Source organism: Streptomyces sp. NPDC126499 (assembly GCF_040302485.1).
Taxonomy (GTDB): Bacteria; Actinomycetota; Actinomycetes; order Streptomycetales; family Streptomycetaceae; genus Streptomyces.
This window is the reverse complement of the sequence record NZ_JBEOUO010000020.1, coordinates 68,651-87,080: the sequence shown is the minus strand read 5'-3', so window position 1 is coordinate 87,080 and position 18,430 is coordinate 68,651. Positions and strand designations below refer to the sequence as shown.

14 protein-coding genes are annotated in these 18,430 nt (G+C 72.0%); 3 read left to right on the top strand and 11 right to left on the bottom strand.

All coding sequences use genetic code 11. The features are described 5' to 3' along the window. Window positions 1-110: 110 nt before the first annotated feature. From ABTZ91_RS26060 to ABTZ91_RS26050, 3 genes are read right to left on the bottom strand one after another with little or no spacing between them, the layout of a single operon-like run. Window positions 111-1,022, bottom strand: a complete 912-nt coding sequence (locus ABTZ91_RS26060) for an ADP-ribosylglycohydrolase family protein (protein WP_352079667.1) — start codon at window positions 1,020-1,022, stop codon at window positions 111-113. A gap of 12 nt (window positions 1,023-1,034) precedes the next feature. Continuing rightward, window positions 1,035-1,694, bottom strand: coding sequence for a histidine phosphatase family protein (locus ABTZ91_RS26055; RefSeq protein ID WP_352079666.1), 660 nt, complete (start codon window positions 1,692-1,694; stop codon window positions 1,035-1,037). Between the two features lie 34 nt (window positions 1,695-1,728). Further along, window positions 1,729-3,339: an ABC-F family ATP-binding cassette domain-containing protein gene (locus ABTZ91_RS26050; protein ID WP_352079665.1), complete on the bottom strand. Its 1,611-nt coding sequence runs from the start codon at window positions 3,337-3,339 to the stop codon at window positions 1,729-1,731. Window positions 3,340-3,451: 112 nt separating this feature from the next. Between ABTZ91_RS26050 and ABTZ91_RS26045 the strand changes: the two genes are divergently transcribed. Further along, window positions 3,452-4,153 (top strand): TetR/AcrR family transcriptional regulator, encoded by a 702-nt coding sequence (locus ABTZ91_RS26045; RefSeq protein ID WP_352079664.1) that lies wholly within the window; start codon window positions 3,452-3,454, stop codon window positions 4,151-4,153. Window positions 4,154-4,300: 147 nt separating this feature from the next. On the opposite strand, the gene ABTZ91_RS26040 is transcribed toward ABTZ91_RS26045, so the two are convergent. After that, window positions 4,301-4,906: a YdbC family protein gene (locus ABTZ91_RS26040; RefSeq protein ID WP_352079663.1), complete on the bottom strand. Its 606-nt coding sequence runs from the start codon at window positions 4,904-4,906 to the stop codon at window positions 4,301-4,303. A gap of 325 nt (window positions 4,907-5,231) precedes the next feature. Between ABTZ91_RS26040 and ABTZ91_RS26035 the strand changes: the two genes are divergently transcribed. Further along, on the top strand, window positions 5,232-5,762 hold the full coding sequence (locus ABTZ91_RS26035) for a TerD family protein (RefSeq protein ID WP_352079662.1): 531 nt from the start codon (window positions 5,232-5,234) through the stop codon (window positions 5,760-5,762). 56 nt (window positions 5,763-5,818) lie between these two features. On the opposite strand, the gene ABTZ91_RS26030 is transcribed toward ABTZ91_RS26035, so the two are convergent. The 3 genes from ABTZ91_RS26030 to nrdR form a co-directional block, all read right to left on the bottom strand. After that, entirely contained in the window at window positions 5,819-6,577 is a 759-nt protein-coding gene (locus ABTZ91_RS26030; protein WP_352079661.1) for a DUF6215 domain-containing protein, read from the bottom strand. 144 nt (window positions 6,578-6,721) lie between these two features. Then, the gene (locus tag ABTZ91_RS26025; RefSeq protein ID WP_352079660.1) at window positions 6,722-9,613 is read right to left on the bottom strand and encodes a vitamin B12-dependent ribonucleotide reductase; all 2,892 of its coding nucleotides are present in this window, start codon (window positions 9,611-9,613) and stop codon (window positions 6,722-6,724) included. Between the two features lie 176 nt (window positions 9,614-9,789). After that, window positions 9,790-10,299, bottom strand: coding sequence for a transcriptional regulator NrdR (nrdR, locus tag ABTZ91_RS26020; protein WP_352079659.1), 510 nt, complete (start codon window positions 10,297-10,299; stop codon window positions 9,790-9,792). A gap of 501 nt (window positions 10,300-10,800) precedes the next feature. Between nrdR and lexA the strand changes: the two genes are divergently transcribed. After that, the gene (lexA, locus tag ABTZ91_RS26015) at window positions 10,801-11,592 is read left to right on the top strand and encodes a transcriptional repressor LexA (protein WP_352079658.1); all 792 of its coding nucleotides are present in this window, start codon (window positions 10,801-10,803) and stop codon (window positions 11,590-11,592) included. 204 nt (window positions 11,593-11,796) lie between these two features. On the opposite strand, the gene ABTZ91_RS26010 is transcribed toward lexA, so the two are convergent. The 4 genes from ABTZ91_RS26010 to ABTZ91_RS25995 all read right to left on the bottom strand — a co-directional run bounded on the left by ABTZ91_RS26010 (window position 11,797) and on the right by ABTZ91_RS25995 (window position 18,409). After that, a complete protein-coding gene (locus ABTZ91_RS26010; RefSeq protein ID WP_352079657.1) occupies window positions 11,797-13,779 on the bottom strand; it encodes an ATP-dependent DNA helicase in 1,983 nt (660 codons plus the stop codon). A gap of 49 nt (window positions 13,780-13,828) precedes the next feature. Beyond that, window positions 13,829-15,631, bottom strand: a complete 1,803-nt coding sequence (locus tag ABTZ91_RS26005) for an IucA/IucC family siderophore biosynthesis protein (protein WP_352079656.1) — start codon at window positions 15,629-15,631, stop codon at window positions 13,829-13,831. A gap of 60 nt (window positions 15,632-15,691) precedes the next feature. Further along, the gene (locus tag ABTZ91_RS26000) at window positions 15,692-16,414 is read right to left on the bottom strand and encodes a GNAT family N-acetyltransferase (protein ID WP_352079655.1); all 723 of its coding nucleotides are present in this window, start codon (window positions 16,412-16,414) and stop codon (window positions 15,692-15,694) included. 120 nt (window positions 16,415-16,534) lie between these two features. After that, window positions 16,535-18,409, bottom strand: coding sequence for an IucA/IucC family protein (locus tag ABTZ91_RS25995; RefSeq protein ID WP_352079654.1), 1,875 nt, complete (start codon window positions 18,407-18,409; stop codon window positions 16,535-16,537). Between the last annotated feature and the right edge of the window lie 21 nt (window positions 18,410-18,430).

Sequence of the window (18,430 nt, the reverse complement as noted above, 5' to 3'; positions counted from 1 at the left end):
TGGCAGGACCGTGACACTCAATCCGCCGGAGTCCGTCGGCCACCGAGGGATTCCGCCCGGAAGGTCCGATTCCGGAAACTGCCCCGGTGCCGATCCGGGAAACTTCCGCTCTACGAGCGCGCGGCCGAGGGGACCCAGTCAGGCAGGTCCTCGGTCTGTGCCAGCCACTCGGCGGGCGGGGCCCCGGCCGCCGTGGCGGCGACGACCCCACCGGCGATGGCGCAGGTCGTGTCGACGTCGCCGCCGACCTCCGCCGTCGTCCAGAACATCCGCTCGAAGTCGCCGAGCGCCCGAGCCGCGGACCAGAGCGCGAACGGGACGGTGTCGTGCGCGCTGGTACGCCGACCACTGCCGAGCACGGCCGCGACCGTCGCCGCGTCGTCGTAGTCGAGCATGTCGCGGGCCCGGCGCAGACCGGCGCCGACGGCGCTGCGCGGAACGAGGGCGACGACGCCGTCGAGCAGCGCCTCGGGCGTGGGCGGTCCGGCCGGGTTCGCGGCGAGGGCCGCCGCGGCGGCGACGGCCATCGCTCCGACCACGGCCTCGCGGTGCTGATGGGTGGTGTACGCGGAGATCTCCGCCTGGTGGGTGGCCTGCTCCGGGTCGTCCGCGTACCAGGCGCCGAGGGGCGCGATCCGCATGGCGGCGCCGTTGCCCCAGGAGCCCTGGCCGTTGAAGAGGGCCGCCGCGAGCTGCCGCCAGTCGCCTCCCTCGCGGATGAGCCGGAGCATCCGGTTGACGGCCGGTCCGTAGCCGCGGTCGAAGTCGTGGTGGCGGGCGAACGACTCGGCGAGGGCGTCCTGGTCGATGCGGTCGTGGCTGACCAGCACGGCGAGGACCGAGCAGGCCATCTCCGTGTCGTCGGTCCACTGCCAGGGACCGGACGGCAGCTCGTGCCGCTTCAGCAGGGGGTAGTTGACGGGAACGAAGAACTGGGAGCCCAGGGCGTCTCCCACGGACAGCCCACGCAGGCTGGCCAGGGCGCGGTCGAAGCGCCGGTCGAGAGTGGAGTCAGCGGTCATCGCTCCGCCACTCTATCCGGTGGGGCCGTACGGCTCCGGGGTACGCCAGCGTTCGAAGGGCCGGTCGAGCCGGTACTTCCCGTCCTCTCCGAGCAGCAGCGTCCGGGTCTCCGCGTTGCCCGGGTTGGAGAGGGACTCGAACTCGGCGACCGTCCAGTGGAACCAGCGCATGCAGAAGAGGCGCATGGTCAGGCCGTGGGTCACGAGCAGGACGTTGGGCGGGTGGTCGGGCGCCTCGAAGCTCCGGTAGAGGCTCTCCAGGAAGGCGCCCACCCGGTCGTACACATCGGCTCCCGACTCGCCCTGGGCGAAGCGATAGAAGAAGTGCCCGTAGGCGTCCCGGTACGCCTTCTGGAGGCGCACGTCCTCCCGCTCCTGCCAGTTGCCCCAGTCCTGCTCGCGCAGCCGGGGCTCCTCCCTCACCCGGACGCGGTGCGGGTCGAGCCGGAAGGCACGCAGCGTCTCGTGTGTGCGGCGATACGGCGACACGTAGACGCTGACCCGCTCCTGACCGAACAGCGCCCGCAGCCGCTCCCCCGTCTCCTCGGCCTGCCGCCATCCGGTCTCGGTGAGCCGGAGCGCGTGGTCGGGCTCCCGCTCGTACACCGTGTCATCGGCATTGCCCTCGGACTCTCCGTGCCGTACGAGGACGATGCGCCGCGGTCGTGCCATGCGAACGACCCTAGACGGACCCCCATCGGCCGGCTCAGTCGAGCAGGCGTCCGGAGTCCATCCGGCGTATGCGGCCGGTGAACCGGCGGCACAGCTCCCTGTCGTGGGAGACGATCACCACGGCCCCCTGCCACTGCTCGAGGGCCCGCTCCAGCTCCTCGACGAGGCCGAGGGCCAGGTGGTTGGCGGGCTCGTCGAGGAGCAGCAGGTCGGCGGGCCGGGCGAGCAGCCGGGCGAGCGCGAGGCGGCGGCGCTGTCCGGCGGAGAGGCTGCCGACCGGCACGCCGAGATCGGTGGGGCGGAACAGTCCGTAGGAGAGGAGCAGTTCGGCCTGCTCGTCCTCGCTGAGGGCGAGACCGCGCCCGAAGGTGGCGAGGACCCGCTCGGCCGGGCGGTGCGCCGGTATCTCCTGGGCGAGGAAGCCGATCCGTCCACGGCGTACCACCCGTCCGGTGTCCGGCTCGAGGAGGCCGGCCAGCACCCGGAGGAGGGTGGACTTGCCCGCGCCGTTCCCTCCGTGGACGAGCAGGCGCTCGCCCGCCCCGACGGTCAGCTCGTCGACCGCGAGCCGGTCGGCGACCCGTACGCCGCTGAGGGTGATCAGCTCGCCCTCGGCGCGGCCCATGACGGGCCGGGCCGTGAAGGCGAGGGGCCGTGGAGGCTCGGGCACGGCTTCCTCGTGGAGCCGGTGCAACCGTTCCCGTGCGTTGCGCACACGGCCCGAGACGGAGGCCTGCACCCGGCCGCCGGCACGGTCGTAGGCCATCTTGTTGTTGTCCTTGAGGGGCCGTCCGGCGGCGACGCCGAGCGCGGTGGTCCGCGCGTACTCCTTCAGCCGGGCCGTCTGCGCGCACCACTCCGCGTAGGCCTGCTCCCAGCGGCGGCGGGCGGCGACCTGCTCGGCGCGGAATCCGGCGTACCCGTCGCCGTAGCGCACGACCGTGCGGCGGTCGGCGTCGACCTCCAGGATCGCGGTGGTGACCCGTTCCAGGAAGACGCGGTCGTGGGAGACGGCCACGACCGTGCCGCGGTGCGAGAGGAGCGCGTCCTCCAGCCAGTCGAGGGCCTGGGCGTCGAGGTGGTTGGTCGGCTCGTCCAGGAACAGCACCTCGGGCGCGGCGGCGAGCGTGCAGGCGATACCGAGGCGGGCCTGCTCGCCGCCGGAGAGGCTGCCGAGCCGCCGCTCGCGGCCTATGTGGGCGAGGCCGAGGCCGTGCATGGCCTTGTCGACCCGCGCGTCCGCCTCATAGCCGCCGCGCAGCTCGAAGGCGGTGAGCAGCTCCCCGTAGGCGTCGAGCGCCCGCTCGTCCGCCGCGCCGAGCCGCGCCTCCAGGCCGCGCAGCCGCCCCTCCATGTCCCGCAGCTCGGCGAGCGCGTCGTCGATCGCCTCGGCGACCGTGGCGCGCGGGGGTGATGAGGGCGTCTGGGCGAGGAGGCGCGCGCCACCGTCTGCCACGGTGACGACCTCGCCGGAGTCGGGCGCTTCGAGCCCGGCGAGTATCCGCAGCAGGGTGGACTTGCCCGCGCCGTTCTCCCCCACGATCCCGATCCGCTCGCCGGGGCGCACGGCGAGCGAGACCTGATCGAGCAGCAGCCGTTCGCCACGGGTCACGGTCACGTCCTGAAGAGAGATCTGCGTGGGCAAGGGGCGCCTCCGTGCGGCATCATGAAAGGGACTAACGCAACGGGTGTCGCGTTACGTCGAGTGTGGCACACTCGACCCACTAACGCAACGGGAGTAGCAATTGAATGATCCGATGAGTGTCCCGACCGAGGAAGACCCCGCCCCGACCCCGGGCAGCCGCCGCCCCGGAGGCAGAACGGCCCGCACCCGCGCCGCGGTCCGCGACGCCGTTCTGACCGGCCTCGCCGAGCACGGATATCCGGCCCTCACCGTCGAGTACGTGGCCGAGCACTCGGGAGTCCACAAGACGACGCTCTACCGTCGCTGGGGCGGCGTCGAGGGCATGGTCGCCGACGCGCTCGCCCTCGCGGGCGAGGACGAGTGGACGGCCCCGGACACCGGGAGCCTCGCCGGCGATCTGCGGGCGCTCGCCCGTGAGGTGGCCGACGCCTTCGCCGACCCGGCGCGGGCGGCGGCGCCGACCGCGTTCGTCGCCGCCGCCTTCCAGTCCCCGCGCGCCGCCGACTCCCTGCGGGCGTTCTACGAGGAGCGCTTCCGGCGCTGCGAGAAAGTGGTGGACCGTGCGGTGGACCGCGGCGAGGCACCGTCCGGCACGGACGCCGCCGCGGTGGTACGGGCGGTCTCCGCGCCCCTCTTCCTCCGCCTCTTCGTCACCCGCGAGCCGGTCGACACGGCGGTCGCGGACCAGGCGGCCCGAACGGTCCTGGCGGCGGTGGAAGCCGGTGCGTTCGCGAGCGAGACCACCGACGGAGCCGAGTCTCGCCGAGCTCAACCGGATCGGATCCAGCCGGACCGGGCGGCCGGGCCGAACTAGCCGGCCGCGCCGGACCACCTTCGGCGACGCCGTACCGGGAGCCGCCCCCGAAGCCCCGGGAGCCGCCCCGGGCAGCCCGGCTCACCGGGCTCACCAGCTCCCGCCTCACCAGGGCCCGGCCGGGCCGGACCCGGCCCGTCGGTCCGATCACACCGTCCAGGCGGATTCGAGCTGCACCACGTCGCCGGTCATCGCCGCCACGTCCGCCTCGGTCTGCGCGCGCAGGCCGAGGCGCTCGACCCGCTCCGCCCGGTACTTGCCGTGTTCCGCCGCCGAGTTCCACATCGACAGGATCAGGAACTCGTGCCCCGGCGCCTCCCCGAACATGCCCCGGAGCATGCCGGGGGACCCGGCCATCGCCGGGTTCCACACCTTCTCCTGCATGAGGGCGAAGTGCTCGACCTTCCCCTCGCGCACCCGGCAGTGGGCGACCCGGGCCACGTCGGCGTCACCGAAGCGCGGTTCGAAGCCGGTCTTCACGTCGAAGCGGTGGTCGAACAGCTTGACCTGGGCGTTGCGGTAGGTACCGACCTGCGCCGCCGCCAGCCGGTCGTGCGAGCGCGCCATGAACGAGTCGTAGAAGGCACGGCTCTCCCAGAACGCGAAGACATGGGCGACATCCGGCCTCAGCCGGCTCCATCCCCCGCCCTGCCCCCGGAACCCCGGCTCACCGAGCAGCCCCGCCCACTTCCGCTGCCCCCGCTCGAACCCTCGACGGTCCACCACGGTGCAGCGAATCCACTTGACCAGCACCGCGCCATGGTACGGGGCGGAGCGGCGCGCCGTCAGACCTCCGCCGAGTGCACCCGCACCAGGCCCGCGGCCTCCCCGTCGCTTCCGGGCGCCGCGACCCGCGACCCGACAAGCCCATCCGCTCCAGGGACGCGCCCGCCGCACGGCGCGCAGGGTGGTGAGATCGGCCGCGAGCGCCCCCGAGTGCCCGATCCTCGCCAGATATGCGTCCAGATCCAGCTCTTCCCCGCCCCACATACGGCGCCCGCCCCTCGACCGATGACAGGTTGATCGCATGACACCATGAACGCCTCGTCAGGAACCGCGCAGCGAGAGGGGATTCACGATGAGCGGACTCAACAAAGGGGTCGGCAAGGTCGAGGTGGCGCTCAAGTGGGACCCGAGTCCGGCCGGCGCCGCCCCGCACGACCTGGACATCGTGGCCGGGGTCTACACGACGGACGCTCCGTATGGCCCTCCGGCCTATCTGGTGCACTTCGACAGCCGCTCCCCCGACGGCACCATCACCCTCCACCGCGACAGCCGCACGGGCCAGGGCTTCGGCTACGACGAGGCGATGACGCTCGAACTCCCGCGGCTCGCTCCCCGCTACGCGCGCGTGGTGGTGGGCGTGGCCATACAGCAGAGCAATGGCCGGGTGACCTTCGGGCAGGTGGCCCGGACGGGCGTCCGCGTCCGTGAGGGCTACACCGACCTCCTGGGCGACGACCTCACGTCCGTGGCGGACGCGACCGCCGTGGTCGTGGCCGAGTTCGTCCGCGGCGAGACGGAAGGCTGGACGTTCCGTCCCCTCCTCCACGGCCTCGACACGGACCCGAGTGACTTCGGCGCGCTGATGGGCGCGCAGCACTCCTGAAGGGCGTCGGACACCACGGGTGGACCGCTCGGAGGGGCCGGTCCACCCGGCCCGCCTCAGCCCGTGGCCACCCAGCCCGGCACCGTCGGCAGCACCCGCTCGGCCACCCGCACCAGCGCGGCGTCGTCGACCGGAACCCCCTGGTCCTGGCGCCAGATGACGAGCTCGTACGAACCGCCGCCGTCCTTCGGGTCCCTGGCGACCAGCAGGTGCCGGGCGATGCCGCCGGTCGTGGTTTCCGCCTTCCCGCCGCCCAGCGGCGCCCTGAACGCCAGGGTGCGGTCCGAGTAGAAGAGCGCGGTGCGCCCCAGAACCTTCGTGGGCTCCACCGTATTCCCGAGCAGCCGTCCCAGCCGTGCGACCGGAAGGCGGTCGTAGGAGACCGAGAGCTTCACGGAGTACGTCGGCAGATCGACGGCACCCGAGGGCGTCGGGATCCTCCCGCTCCCGGTCCCACTCCCGCTCCCGGTCCCGGTCCTACTCCCGCTCCCGCTCCCGCTCCCGCTCCCGCCGAGCGTCGTCCACCCGTGCGTGCCGTACGCGTTCGTGGCCTCTTCGCCCGGCGTTCCGAGCAGCGCCGGCAGGTCCGGCCGGTTCAGCGCCTCGCACAACCGCGTCCCGGACACGTACCGCGGCGGCACGGAATCCCTCGCCGCCGTCGTGCAGACGGCCGGGCCCCGGTCCCCGGAGCCTTCCTGGGACGTCTTGGCCAGGAACCAGAAGCTGCCCGCCAGCACCCCGCCCAAGGCCAGCGCCGCCGCCACCTGCGCGCCCACCCTCGGCCCCTTCACCGATCCGCCCACGTCACCGGCCATGTTCCACCCCCACCCCTGTGCGCGCTCCCTGCGCGCGACGGCAGAGCCTAACCGGTGATCGTTCTCGCGCGAACGGGGGTTTCCGCGCATGCGGAAGAGGGTGCCGACCACCGGTCGGCACCCTCTCACACGCTAGTCAGTCGGTCAGCTGCAACCGCTGGTCGAGCCGCAGCCCTCGCAGATGTAGCAGGAGCCGGCGCGCTGCATCTTCGTACCGCAGGAGAAGCAGAGCGGGGCGTCCGCGCTGATGCCGAGCTGCATCTCCACGAGCTCCGCGGAGGTGTGGGCCTGCTTGGGGGCCGGGACCTCGGCCTTCGGGGCCGGGGCGGCGACGGCCTTCAGCTCCTGGGCGCGGGGCGCGGACTGGGCCAGACCCTCGACGTCGACGTCCTCCTCGGCCGGCTCGTACGAACCGGTCTCCAGGTGGCGCTGGCGCTCCTCGGCCGAGTGGATGCCGAGGGCGGAGCGGGTCTCGAAGGGCAGGAAGTCGAGCGCCAGGCGGCGGAAGATGTAGTCGACGATCGACTGCGCCATCCGCACGTCGGGGTCGTCCGTCATGCCGGCCGGCTCGAAGCGCATGTTGGTGAACTTCGAGACGTAGGTCTCCAGCGGGACGCCGTACTGCAGACCCACGGAGACGGCGATGGAGAAGGCGTCCATCATGCCGGCGAGGGTGGAGCCCTGCTTGGACATCTTCAGGAAGACCTCGCCGAGACCGTCGTCCGGGTAGGAGTTGGCGGTCATGTAGCCCTCGGCGCCACCGACGGTGAAGGAGGTGGTGATCCCCGGGCGGCCCTTGGGGAGGCGCTTGCGGACCGGGCGGTACTCGACGACCTTCTCGACGGCCTCGCGGATCGTCGCCTCGGTCTTCGCGGTCACCTCGGCCTTCTCGTCCTCCTTCTTCTTGGCGGAGAGCGGCTGGCCGACCTTGCAGTTGTCGCGGTAGATCGCGAGCGCCTTGACGCCCATCTTCCACGCCTCGAAGTAGATCTCCTCGACCTCCTCGACGGTCGCCGACTCCGGCATGTTGACCGTCTTGGACAGGGCGCCCGAGATCCAGGGCTGGATGGCGGCCATCATGCGGACGTGGCCCATCGCGGAGATGGAGCGCTCGCCCATGGCGCAGTCGAAGACCTCGTAGTGCTCGGTCTTCAGGCCGGGGGCGTCGATCACGTTGCCGTGCTCGGCGATGTGGGCGACGATCGCCTCGATCTGCTCCTCCTGGTAGCCCAGGCGGCGCAGGGCCTGCGGGACGGTGCCGTTGACGATCTGCATCGAACCGCCGCCGACCAGCTTCTTGAACTTGACCAGGGCGAGGTCGGGCTCGAGGCCGGTGGTGTCGCAGGACATCGCGAGGCCGATGGTGCCGGTCGGGGCGATGACCGAGGCCTGGGAGTTGCGGAAGCCGTTCTTGGCGCCGAGACGGATCACGTCCTGCCAGGCCTCCGTGGCGGCGGCCCAGATCGGGGTGTCCAGGTCGTCCATGCGGACGGCCTTGTCGTTGGCGTCGGCGTGCTGCTTCATGACCCGCTGGTGCGGCTCGGCGTTGCGGGCGTAGCCGTCGTACGGGCCGACGACCGCGGCGAGCTCGGCGGAGCGCCGGTAGGAGGTGCCGGTCATCAGGGAGGTGATGGCACCGGCGAGGGCGCGGCCGCCGTCGGAGTCGTACGCGTGGCCGGTGGCCATCAGCAGGGCGCCGAGGTTGGCGTAGCCGATGCCGAGCTGGCGGAAGGCGCGGGTGTTCTCGCCGATCTTCTGGGTCGGGAAGTCGGCGAAGCAGATGGAGATGTCCATCGCGGTGATGACGAGCTCGACGACCTTGGCGAAGCGCTCCACGTCGAAGGACTGGTTGCCCTTGCCGTCGTCCTTGAGGAACTTCATCAGGTTCAGCGAGGCGAGGTTGCAGGACGTGTTGTCCAGGTGCATGTACTCGCTGCACGGGTTCGAGCCGTTGATGCGGCCGGACTCGGGGCAGGTGTGCCAGTGGTTGATCGTGTCGTCGTACTGGATGCCCGGGTCGGCGCAGGCCCAGGCGGCCTCGGCCATCTTGCGGAAGAGCGCCTTGGCGTCGACCTCCTCGATGACCTCGCCGGTCATACGGGCGCGCAGGCCGAACTTGCCGCCGGACTCCACGGCCTTCATGAACTCGTCGTTCACGCGGACGGAGTTGTTGGCGTTCTGGTACTGGACGGACGTGATGTCGTCGCCGCCCAGGTCCATGTCGAAGCCCGCGTCACGGAGGGCGCGGATCTTCTCCTCCTCCTTGACCTTGGTCTCGATGAAGTCCTCGATGTCCGGGTGGTCGACGTCGAGGATGACCATCTTGGCGGCGCGGCGGGTGGCGCCGCCCGACTTGATCGTTCCTGCGGAGGCGTCGGCGCCGCGCATGAAGGAGACCGGGCCGGAGGCGTTGCCACCGGAGGAGAGCAGCTCCTTGGAGGAGCGGATGCGGGAGAGGTTCAGGCCGGCGCCGGAGCCGCCCTTGAAGATCATGCCCTCTTCCTTGTACCAGTCGAGGATCGACTCCATGGAGTCGTCGACGGACAGGATGAAGCAGGCGGAGACCTGCTGGGGCTGCGGCGTGCCGACGTTGAACCACACCGGGGAGTTGAAGCTGAAGATCTGGTGCAGGAGGGCGTAGGCCAGCTCGTGCTCGAAGATCTCGGCGTCGGCGGGCGAGGCGAAGTAGCCGTGGTCCTCGCCGGCCTTGGTGTAGGTCTTCACGATCCGGTCGATGAGCTGCTTGAGACCGGTCTCGCGCTGCGGGGTGCCGACGGCCCCGCGGAAGTACTTGCTGGTGACGATGTTGACCGCGTTCACCGACCAGAAGTCGGGGAACTCGACGCCGCGCTGCTCGAAGTTGATCGAGCCGTCGCGCCAGTTGGTCATGACGACGTCACGACGCTCCCAGGTCACCTCGTCGTACGGATGCACGCCGGGGGTGGTGTGGATGCGCTCGATACGCAGGCCCTTGCTCGCCGCCTTGGCTCCCTTGGTGCGGGAACCACGTGCCGGACCGCTCGCCGTCTCTGTCATGCCGCCTCCCATATACGGGCAAAACACCCTGGAGCACCCGGAAAATTCCAGGGCTCTGTTTTCTGTACTGCTGTCTGTACTGCTGTTGCCACGAGCGCCTCACGAACCGCTCGGGGCAGGTCCTTCCCCGGCCGCGCGGCGGCCGGCCGCCGGACCGTCGCGGTCCGGCCCGCCGGTCAGTCGGCGGCGTGGGCGGGAACGGGGACCCCTGGGGTCGCCGCGGTCCCGCCGCCCTCAGCGGGAGGCCGCTCACGGAGTTCCGCGATGGCGGCCTCGAAGTCTTCGAGGCTGTCGAAAGCCTTGTAAACGGACGCGAAGCGCAGGTAGGCGACCAGGTCGAGTTCCTGCAGCGGGCCGAGGATGGCCAGCCCCACGTCGTGGGTGGTCAGCTCGGCGCTCCCGGTGGCACGCACCGCCTCCTCGACCCGCTGGCCGAGCTTGGCGAGGGCGTCCTCGGTGACGGGCCGTCCCTGGCACGCCTTGCGCACGCCGGAGATGACCTTGGTACGACTGAAGGGCTCGGTGACCCCGGACCGCTTGACCACCATGAGTGAACACGTCTCCACCGTCGTGAAACGACGGGAGCAGTCGGGGCACTGGCGGCGGCGTCGGATCGACGTTCCGTCGTCGGTGGTGCGACTGTCGACGACGCGGCTGTCGGGGTGCCTGCAGAAGGGGCAGTGCATTGGTTCCGACCCTCCCTCATGGCACGACTGAATAGCCTCGCCGGGCCCGTCAAGGCCCCTCGAAGCGACCACCAGCATAGGTGATCCGAGCACCCCCGGCCGACCGGGGACCACTACTTGTGGGTGGCGGATGCAATCCAACCACTAGATCTTGGGGCGATGCGCAATTTCGGCACGATGCGCGTGTCGCGCCGCCGACGGCTGCGCGAAGCAGCGCGGAGACGGCCACGAGGGTACGGGAAGGGCGCGGCGACGCGGATTCCGGGGTGGCCGGTGCGACACTGGGAGGGCACCTTCGAGGAGCGATTTGCCCGCTCCGGGCCGGCGGTGAAGGCTACCGTGACGACCGAATTCGATCGGTGGCCGGGCTGCATATACACCCACCTATGCGCACGCGTAAGGCGAACTGCGAATTTTCACTCGAACGTGTGTTTGGCGCAACCTTTCGAAAGCTACTACCGTTGTGCCAGCCAGGGAGACCATTCGAGAGGGGCCGACGACGTGACCACCACCGCAGACAGTGCCACCATTACCGCCCAGGACCGCTCCCAGGGCCGACTCGAGCCGGTGCATGCGATGAACGACGCAGTCATGAACGGGGAGGGAGAGCCCGGCCGCCCCGCGCGCTCGCTTCCCGGCCGACCTCCAGGCATCAGGGCCGACAGCTCCGGCCTCACCGACCGGCAGCGCCGGGTCATCGAGGTCATCCGCGACTCCGTGCAGCGCCGTGGATACCCTCCGTCGATGCGTGAGATCGGCCAGGCCGTCGGTCTCTCCAGCACCTCCTCCGTGGCACACCAGCTCATGGCCCTCGAGCGCAAGGGCTTCCTCCGTCGCGACCCGCACCGGCCCCGGGCGTACGAGGTGCGCGGCTCCGACCAGCCCAGCACCCAGCCGACGGACACCACGGGCAAGCCCGCCGCCTCCTACGTTCCCCTGGTCGGCCGCATCGCGGCCGGTGGCCCCATCCTGGCCGAGGAGTCCGTCGAGGACGTGTTCCCGCTCCCCCGGCAGCTGGTCGGTGACGGTGAGCTGTTCGTCCTCAAGGTGGTCGGCGACTCCATGATCGAGGCCGCGATCTGCGACGGCGACTGGGTCACGGTCCGCCGGCAGCCCGTCGCCGAGAACGGTGACATCGTGGCCGCCATGCTCGACGGCGAGGCCACGGTCAAGCGCTTCAAGCGCGAGAACGGCCACGTCTGGCTGCTGCCGCACAACGCGGCCTACCAGCCCATCCCCGGCGACGAGGCCACCATCCTCGGCAAGGTCGTCGCCGTCCTGCGACGGGTGTGACCCCGCCACGTCGGCCCTGAGCCGGGCCCCGGGACCCACTGCGCCGGTCCCGGGGCTCCTTTTTTCTGGGCTCGGTTCTCCTCCGGGGCGTTGGAGCCGAGCTCACGGCACCGACCGTGCTCTCCCCTCGTTCATCGGAGCCTGCGCGCGCTCAGCACTGTTCCCTCGGCACGCCCCTTCGGTTCACTCGCCTCGGGACGCGCCTCAGGGCTGGTCGGCTGCCGCCTTGAGGGCGGCCGCGTCGATGGCCGCCAGCGACCGCCGCACCTGATTGCGATCGGTCGTGTACCAGAAGTCCGGCAGCGAGGCCTTCAGATAGCTGCCGTACCGTGCGGTGGCGAGCCGCGGATCGAGGACCGCGACCACACCGCGGTCCCCCGTCGCCCGTACGAGCCGGCCGGCACCCTGCGCCATGAGCAGCGCCGCATGGGTCGCCGCCACGGCCATGAAGCCGTTGCCGCCCGCTTCCTCGACCGCCTTCTGCCGCGCGCTCATCAGCGGATCGTCCGGGCGCGGGAACGGGATCTTGTCCATGACGACCAGCTGACAGCTGGGGCCGGGGACGTCCACGCCCTGCCACAGCGACAGCGTGCCGAAGAGGCAGGTCTTCGGATCTGCGGCGAAGTTCTTGATCAGCTCGCCGAGGGTGTCCTCGCCCTGGAGCAGGATGGGCAGCTCGGGAATCCTGGTCCGCAGCTCCTCGGCCGCCTGCTGGGCGGCGCGCATCGAGGAGAACAGTCCCAGCGTCCGGCCGCCGGCCGCCTGGATCAGCTCGGTCAGCTCGTCCAGCATGTCGCCGCGCTCGCCGTCCCGCGCGGGCCGGTTCAGGTGCTTGGCGACGTACAGGATCCCCTGCTTGGGATAGTCGAAGGGCGAGCCGACGTCGATGCCCTTCCACACCGGCAGGTCCTCGCCCTGGGTGCCCTCCGGGGCGAGGCCCAGCGAGGCCCCCACCCCGTTGAAGTCGCCGCCCAGCTTGAGGGTGGCGGAGGTCAGCACCACCGAGCGGTCCGCGAACAGCTTCTCCCGCAGCAGGCCCGAGACGCTGAGCGGCGCCACCCGCAGCGAGGCACCGAAACGGTCGTGCCGCTCGTACCAGACGACGTCCCACTCCGAGCCCTGGGTGATCCGCTCGGCCACCCCGTGGACCGTCTCCACCGAGGCGAGGGCCTGCTTGCGCACGGCGTCCTCGTCCTGCACGGAGCGGTCGCGGGTGGAGCCGAGGGCCGTGATCACCGCTCGCGAGGCATCGCGGAGGGCCATCAGCGCGTAGCCGAGGTCCTCCGGGATCTCCTCGAGCCGGCCGGGCAGAGCCAGCTCCATCAGCTTCTCGAAGCCCTCGGCGGCGGTCTGCAGCTGATCGGCCACCTTCTCGTCGACCAGCTTCGCCGCCCGCCGCACCGCCCGGTTGACCTGGCCCGGCGTGAGCTCGCCGGTGGCCACGCCGGTCACCCGGGAGACCAGCTCGTGGGCCTCGTCGACGATCAACACCTCGTGCTGCGGCAGCACCGGCGCGCCCTCGATCGCGTCGATGGCCAGCAGCGCGTGGTTGGTGACGACGACGTCCGCCAGCTTGGCCCGCTCACGGGCCGCCTCGGCGAAGCACTCCGCCCCGTACGCGCACTTGCTCGCGCCCAGGCACTCGCGCGAGGAGACCGAGACCTGGGCCCAGGCCCGGTCCGAGACGCCCGGCGTGAGGTCGTCCCGGTCGCCGGTCTCCGTCTCGTCCGACCAGTCCCGCAGCCGCAGCAGGTCCTGGCCGAGCTTGCTGGTCGGCGCCGCCGCCTCGAAGGGATCGAAGAGACCGTCCTCCTCGTCCTGAGGGACGCCCTCGTGCAGCCGGTGCAGGCACAGATAGTTCGACCGGCCCTTGAGCATGGCGAACTCGGGGCGGCGGCGCAGCTGCGGATGCAGCGCGTCGACCGTCCGCGGCAGGTCGCGCTCGACGAGCTGGCGCTGGAGCGCCAGCGTCGCCGTCGCGACCACCACCCTCTCGCCCTGCGCGAGGGCCGGCACGAGATAGCCGAGGGACTTACCGGTGCCGGTGCCGGCCTGGACGAGGAGGTGGGAACCGTCGTCGATGGCCTCGGCCACGGCCTCGGCCATGGTGACCTGGCCGGGGCGCTCCACACCGCCGACGGCGGTGACGGCGGCGTGGAGGAGATCGGGGAGGGATGGCTTCGTCATAGCCCTTCCACCCTACGGGGCGGCACTGACAAGCCGGGCCCTCCCGTGATCATGCGAGCGGGTTCGGGACGGTGCCGTGGACGGCCGCGTGGGGCCGCTCGGGGCGGTCGCGGTAGCCGTCGAGATGGAGGCGGTTGCGGTTGAGGCACAGCCGCTCGATCCTCGGGACGAGGAGATCGAACAGCTCGAACCGTTCCTTCAGCTCCGGGAAGCGTGCCTGGTGGCGGAGGATCTCGGCGCGCACCAGGGTCCAGAACTCCTCCTCGGACACATCCAGTTGCTCCTCGCACAGCGGCGCGAGGTAGCGGAAGACGCCCACGAAAAGGCCCGAATGGATGAACTGGGTGAGGAAGTCCGGCTCCTCCGTGAGGAGCACGGCCCGTACGTCGTCCGGCATCGAGGCGTGCTCGGGGAGCGGCACGGCACTGATGTTGACGTCGTCGACGAAGTCCTTGATCGCCAGGCGGACCGGCACGTCCTGTTCGTCGTAGACGACGATCGCGTTCTCGCCGTGCGGGGAGAAGACGGTGCCGTACTGGTAGAGGAAGTGCAGCAGGGGCGGCAGCAGGGCGGCGAAGAGGCGCTGGAGCCAGGCCCGGGGTGCGAGGTCCGAGCGGGCGACGAGCTCGGCGACGAAGGCCCGGCCGTCGGGGTCGGTGTGGAGCAGCGAGGCGAGGGTACGGGCGCGCTCGCCCGGGGGCAGCCGGAGGGGTTCGCGCCAGATGGCGCCGAGGAGTTCCTTGTACTGGTACGGGACTTCCGGAAGCCGGTCGTACAGCGGGTGCTCGACGGTGACGGACGCGACCTCGCCGAGCAGGATCACGCCGCACTCCTCGCGGAGGAAGGGGTCGGCGTCGCGCAGGCCGTGGACCCAGGAGGTGACGGCGGGGGCGGCGAGGGTGCGCTCGGTGGGCAGGCCCCGCCAGACCAGGGTGTTGAGGATGGAGAGCGGCAGCTTGACGGTGTGCCGGTCGGGGCGGGTGGTGTTGAGGAAGGTACGGACGGACTGCTGCGGCAGGCGGAGGTCGGGGTCGGCCGGGAGCGGGACCACGGCCCCGGTGGCGATCGCGGGGGCGTAGAGCGGCAGCAGGATCTCGTCCCACTGCCAGGGGTGGACGGGCAGGAGCAGATAGCCGTCGGGGTCGAGGCCCCGGGAGCGCAGCGCGCCGTGGAAGCTCTCCCGCACCTCGGGGTCCAGTTCGCGGGCGTAGAGCAGGTCGGGGGTGTCGAGGCCGGGGACGCCGCGATAGGCGGCGATGCGGCTACTGACGGCGATCCAGGGCAGGCGGGCGGGGCGGCGGGCCTCGGGGGCCCAGCGGGCGGCGTCGGTGGCCGAGAAGCCGATCCGGCCCTTGTTGACGACGAGCCAGGGGTGGCCGGTCTGGTGGCCTTCCAGCTCCGCGTAGCCGAGGTCGGCGAGGCGGGCGGCGGGCAGTGCGGTGTGGTCGAGCCGGGTGTCGGCGGCGAGGGTGGTGGTCAGCTCGCGGATGAGGTGGCCGAGGGTGGCGCCGTCGAGGCCGAGGAGCCGGCGGGCGCGGACGAGGAAGGCGAGGGGGTCGGTGGCGGGCCTGCCGTCGAGGGTGAGCGAGCCGGGGTCGACCCGCCAGCTGTCGTAGGCGCCGCGGCGGGCGGTGAAGGCGAGGGTGCCGCCGTCGTCGAGGGTGAGGGTGTAGCGGCCGGGTCCGTCGCCTGGCCGGGGTCGGACGATGTCCTCGTAGGCGAATTCGGCGACCGTCTTGGCCAGCAGGCGGGCGCCGGCCCGGGTCCAGGCGGCTGCCTGGAGCTCGGGGGGATCGTAGAGGTCCGACGGTGTGGATGGTGCGGAGTCGTGGGGTGCAGGGGACGTCGACACGAGGACTCCTCGGAGTGGGAACCGCTGTGGGTCGAGCGGTGTATGTAAGGCAGAGGGTGTTCAGAGGACGTGGCGCAGGGCGCGGTCGCGGACCATGAGCGCGGCTCGTTTGTCGGGCAGGTCGACTTCCGCGGAGAGGCGGAAGCCGGCGGCGAGGAAGGCTGCTACGGAGGGGGTGTTGCGCAGGTCGGGTTCGGCGATGACCCGGGTGCACCGGGGCCGGTGGTCCAGGACGAGGTCGGCGACGGCCCGCAGGAGTGTGGTGCCGATGCCGCGGCCGCGGTCGGCGGCGCCGCCGATGAGCAGGTGGATCCCCGTGTCGTGCGGGCGCGCGGGGTAGTGGCGCGCGAGCGGGTCGAGGTCGGCGCGGTAGATCTCGAAGTAGCTCATGGGCGTGGAGTCGAGGACGCCGAGGCAGGGGACGCTGCGTCCGTCGCCGTGGAGTTGGGCGCGGAGGTGGTCGGCGGTGACGCTGTCGGGGCCTTGGAGTTCCCAGAAGGCGGCCACGGCCGGGTCGTTCATCCAGTGGGTGATGAGCGGCAGGTCGCGGTCGAGCCGGACGGGGACGAGCTGGAAGCGGCCGGCGGGCGTGGCGGCCGGGCGCCAGCCGGCGAGGTCGTCGAGGAGGTCGCCGGTGGCGCTCGGGTGCGGCTCCTCCTGGGCGAGGAGGGCGGTGAGCTCTTCGGGCAGGTGCAGGTCGAGGGTGTCGTCGGCGCTCGGGTCGGCGACGTGGTCGGCGCCGGGTGGGGCGGTGGTGCCGGGGTGCGCTTCGGTCGGAGGCACGGGGCGCTCTCCTCTCGGCGGGTCGGTGGCCGGTGGTCGTGTCGGGGTCGGCGGTCGGCCGGCCGGGGTGGCCGGGGCGGTGGGTTCAGGTCGCCGGCCGGGGTGGCCGGGGCGGTGGGTTCAGGTGCGGAGGGGGTTGGTGATGGTGACGTAGACGGACTGGGTGTCGACGGGGCCGACGAGCTCGTCGAGGCCGTGGAGGCGGGTGAGGAGGTTCGCCTTGCAGCGCAGGGTCGCCGCCTCCAGGAGCCGGTGCGGAAGGGGTGAGCCGAGGCTGGTGGCGCCGGTGAGGAACCGGCGGAGGGCGGCGAGCAGGACGCGTTCGTCGGCGAGATGCTGGGAGCCGAAGGCGCCGATGAGGCCGAGGACGTTGTTGATGCCGAGGTAGTAGGCGAAGCGTTCGTCGGTGACCTGGTCGGAGACGAAGGTGTCGCTGACGGTGCCGATGCCGGGGAGGCGGCTTTCGAGCTCGTCACGGCGGGATTCGCGGAAGTAGTAGCCCTGGTTGTCGCGGTACCGGCCGCCGGTGGGCCAGCCTTCGGGGTCGAGGAGGACCAGGGTGTTCTGCTGGTGGGCCTCCAGGGCGACGCCGGCCTGGCCGTCGAGCCAGAGCACGGGGCGGACCACGTGGTCGAGGTAGCGCAGGAACCACTCGGCGGCGACCGCGGTGGTGGGGCGTCCGGTGCGGGCGGCGAGGCGGAGGACGATCTCCGCGAGGCGTGAGCGCATCCCGGTGGAGCCGGGCCAGGGGCGGGGGGCGGTGAGTCCGGCGAGGCAGACGGCGTCGTCTCCGGCGGTGAAGGGGTTGTGGCGGATCATGACGTCGAGTCCGGGGACGGGTTCGCCGTCGGGGGTGTCGACCGCGAGCCAGGCGGGGTCGCGGACGATGTCGAAGCCGGGGTGGGCGGCCTGCCACTGGTCGACGAGGCCGGTGCGCAGCAGCCGGTGGACCTCGACGCCGCGGTGGAGTTCCTTGCGGAGGTTCTCCCGGCGGGAGTTGGTGATCCGCACGCCGAGGGAGAGCTTGAGCATGGCGCGGGCGCCGGGGCGGTGCACGGTGCGGACGGAGGAGGTGGGGTGCCAGCGGCTGCCGTGGGGGCCGAGGTCGTGCAGGAGGCCGGCGTCGAGGAGGGCGGCGACGGCGGGGCGGTGGCGGAGTTCTCTGGCCTGCCAGGGGTGGAGGGGCAGGGCGGCGGTGCCGGCGGGGAGGTCGAGGCCCTCGGCGAGGCCGGCGGTGAGCTGGGCGGCGAGGACGGGGCGGCCCTGTTCGGTCCAGGCGGAGTCGGTGGCGAGGACGGCGGGGTCGACGGCCATCCAGTGGAGGGGGAAGGAGCCGTGCAGTTCGGGTGAGTAGAGCCGAGCCTCGGCGTCGGAGAGTCCTTCGCGGCTCTTGGGGGTGGGGTGGAGGGGGTGGCCGAGCAGCAGGGACTGTTCGGCGGTGAGGAAGAGGTCGGCCTCGGGGGCGGGCCGGGGGTCGCGTCGGCGTGCGGCGATGAACTCGGCGGTGCGGCGGGTGGAGTCGGCGACGCGGCCGACGAGTTCGGTGGCTTCGGGGCGGCCGGTCTCGCGGCTGAGGAGGGCGGCGAGGGTGACGGCGTCGACGGGAGGCGCGGAGGTGGGGAGGCCTTCGATGATGGGGGCGCCGAAGCGGTGCCAGCCGGTGGGCGACCAGTGGCGGACGGGGACGAGGAGGGCGGTGCCGCTGGTGTCGAGGGGGATGCGCAGGGGGCCGCCGCCGTCGGGGCCGGGGAGGTTCTTCTCCCGTACCCAGCAGCGCAGCAGGTTCTCGACGGAGGCGCTGTCCGCGGCTCGGGCCGGGTCGGGGTCGTCCAGCGGGTCGGGCGCCGCCGCCCGGGTGCCAACGGGCGCGGTGCCGCGCGGCTCGTACGGGGCCGGGTGGGGGCCCTGGTACTGGCGGGGGACGGTGGGCTCGGCGGCCAGGGGGCCGCCGGGGGTGCCGGTGCCGGGCGCTTCGGGGGCTGGGGTGGGGTTCACGGGGGTTTCCTCGGGAGGGGA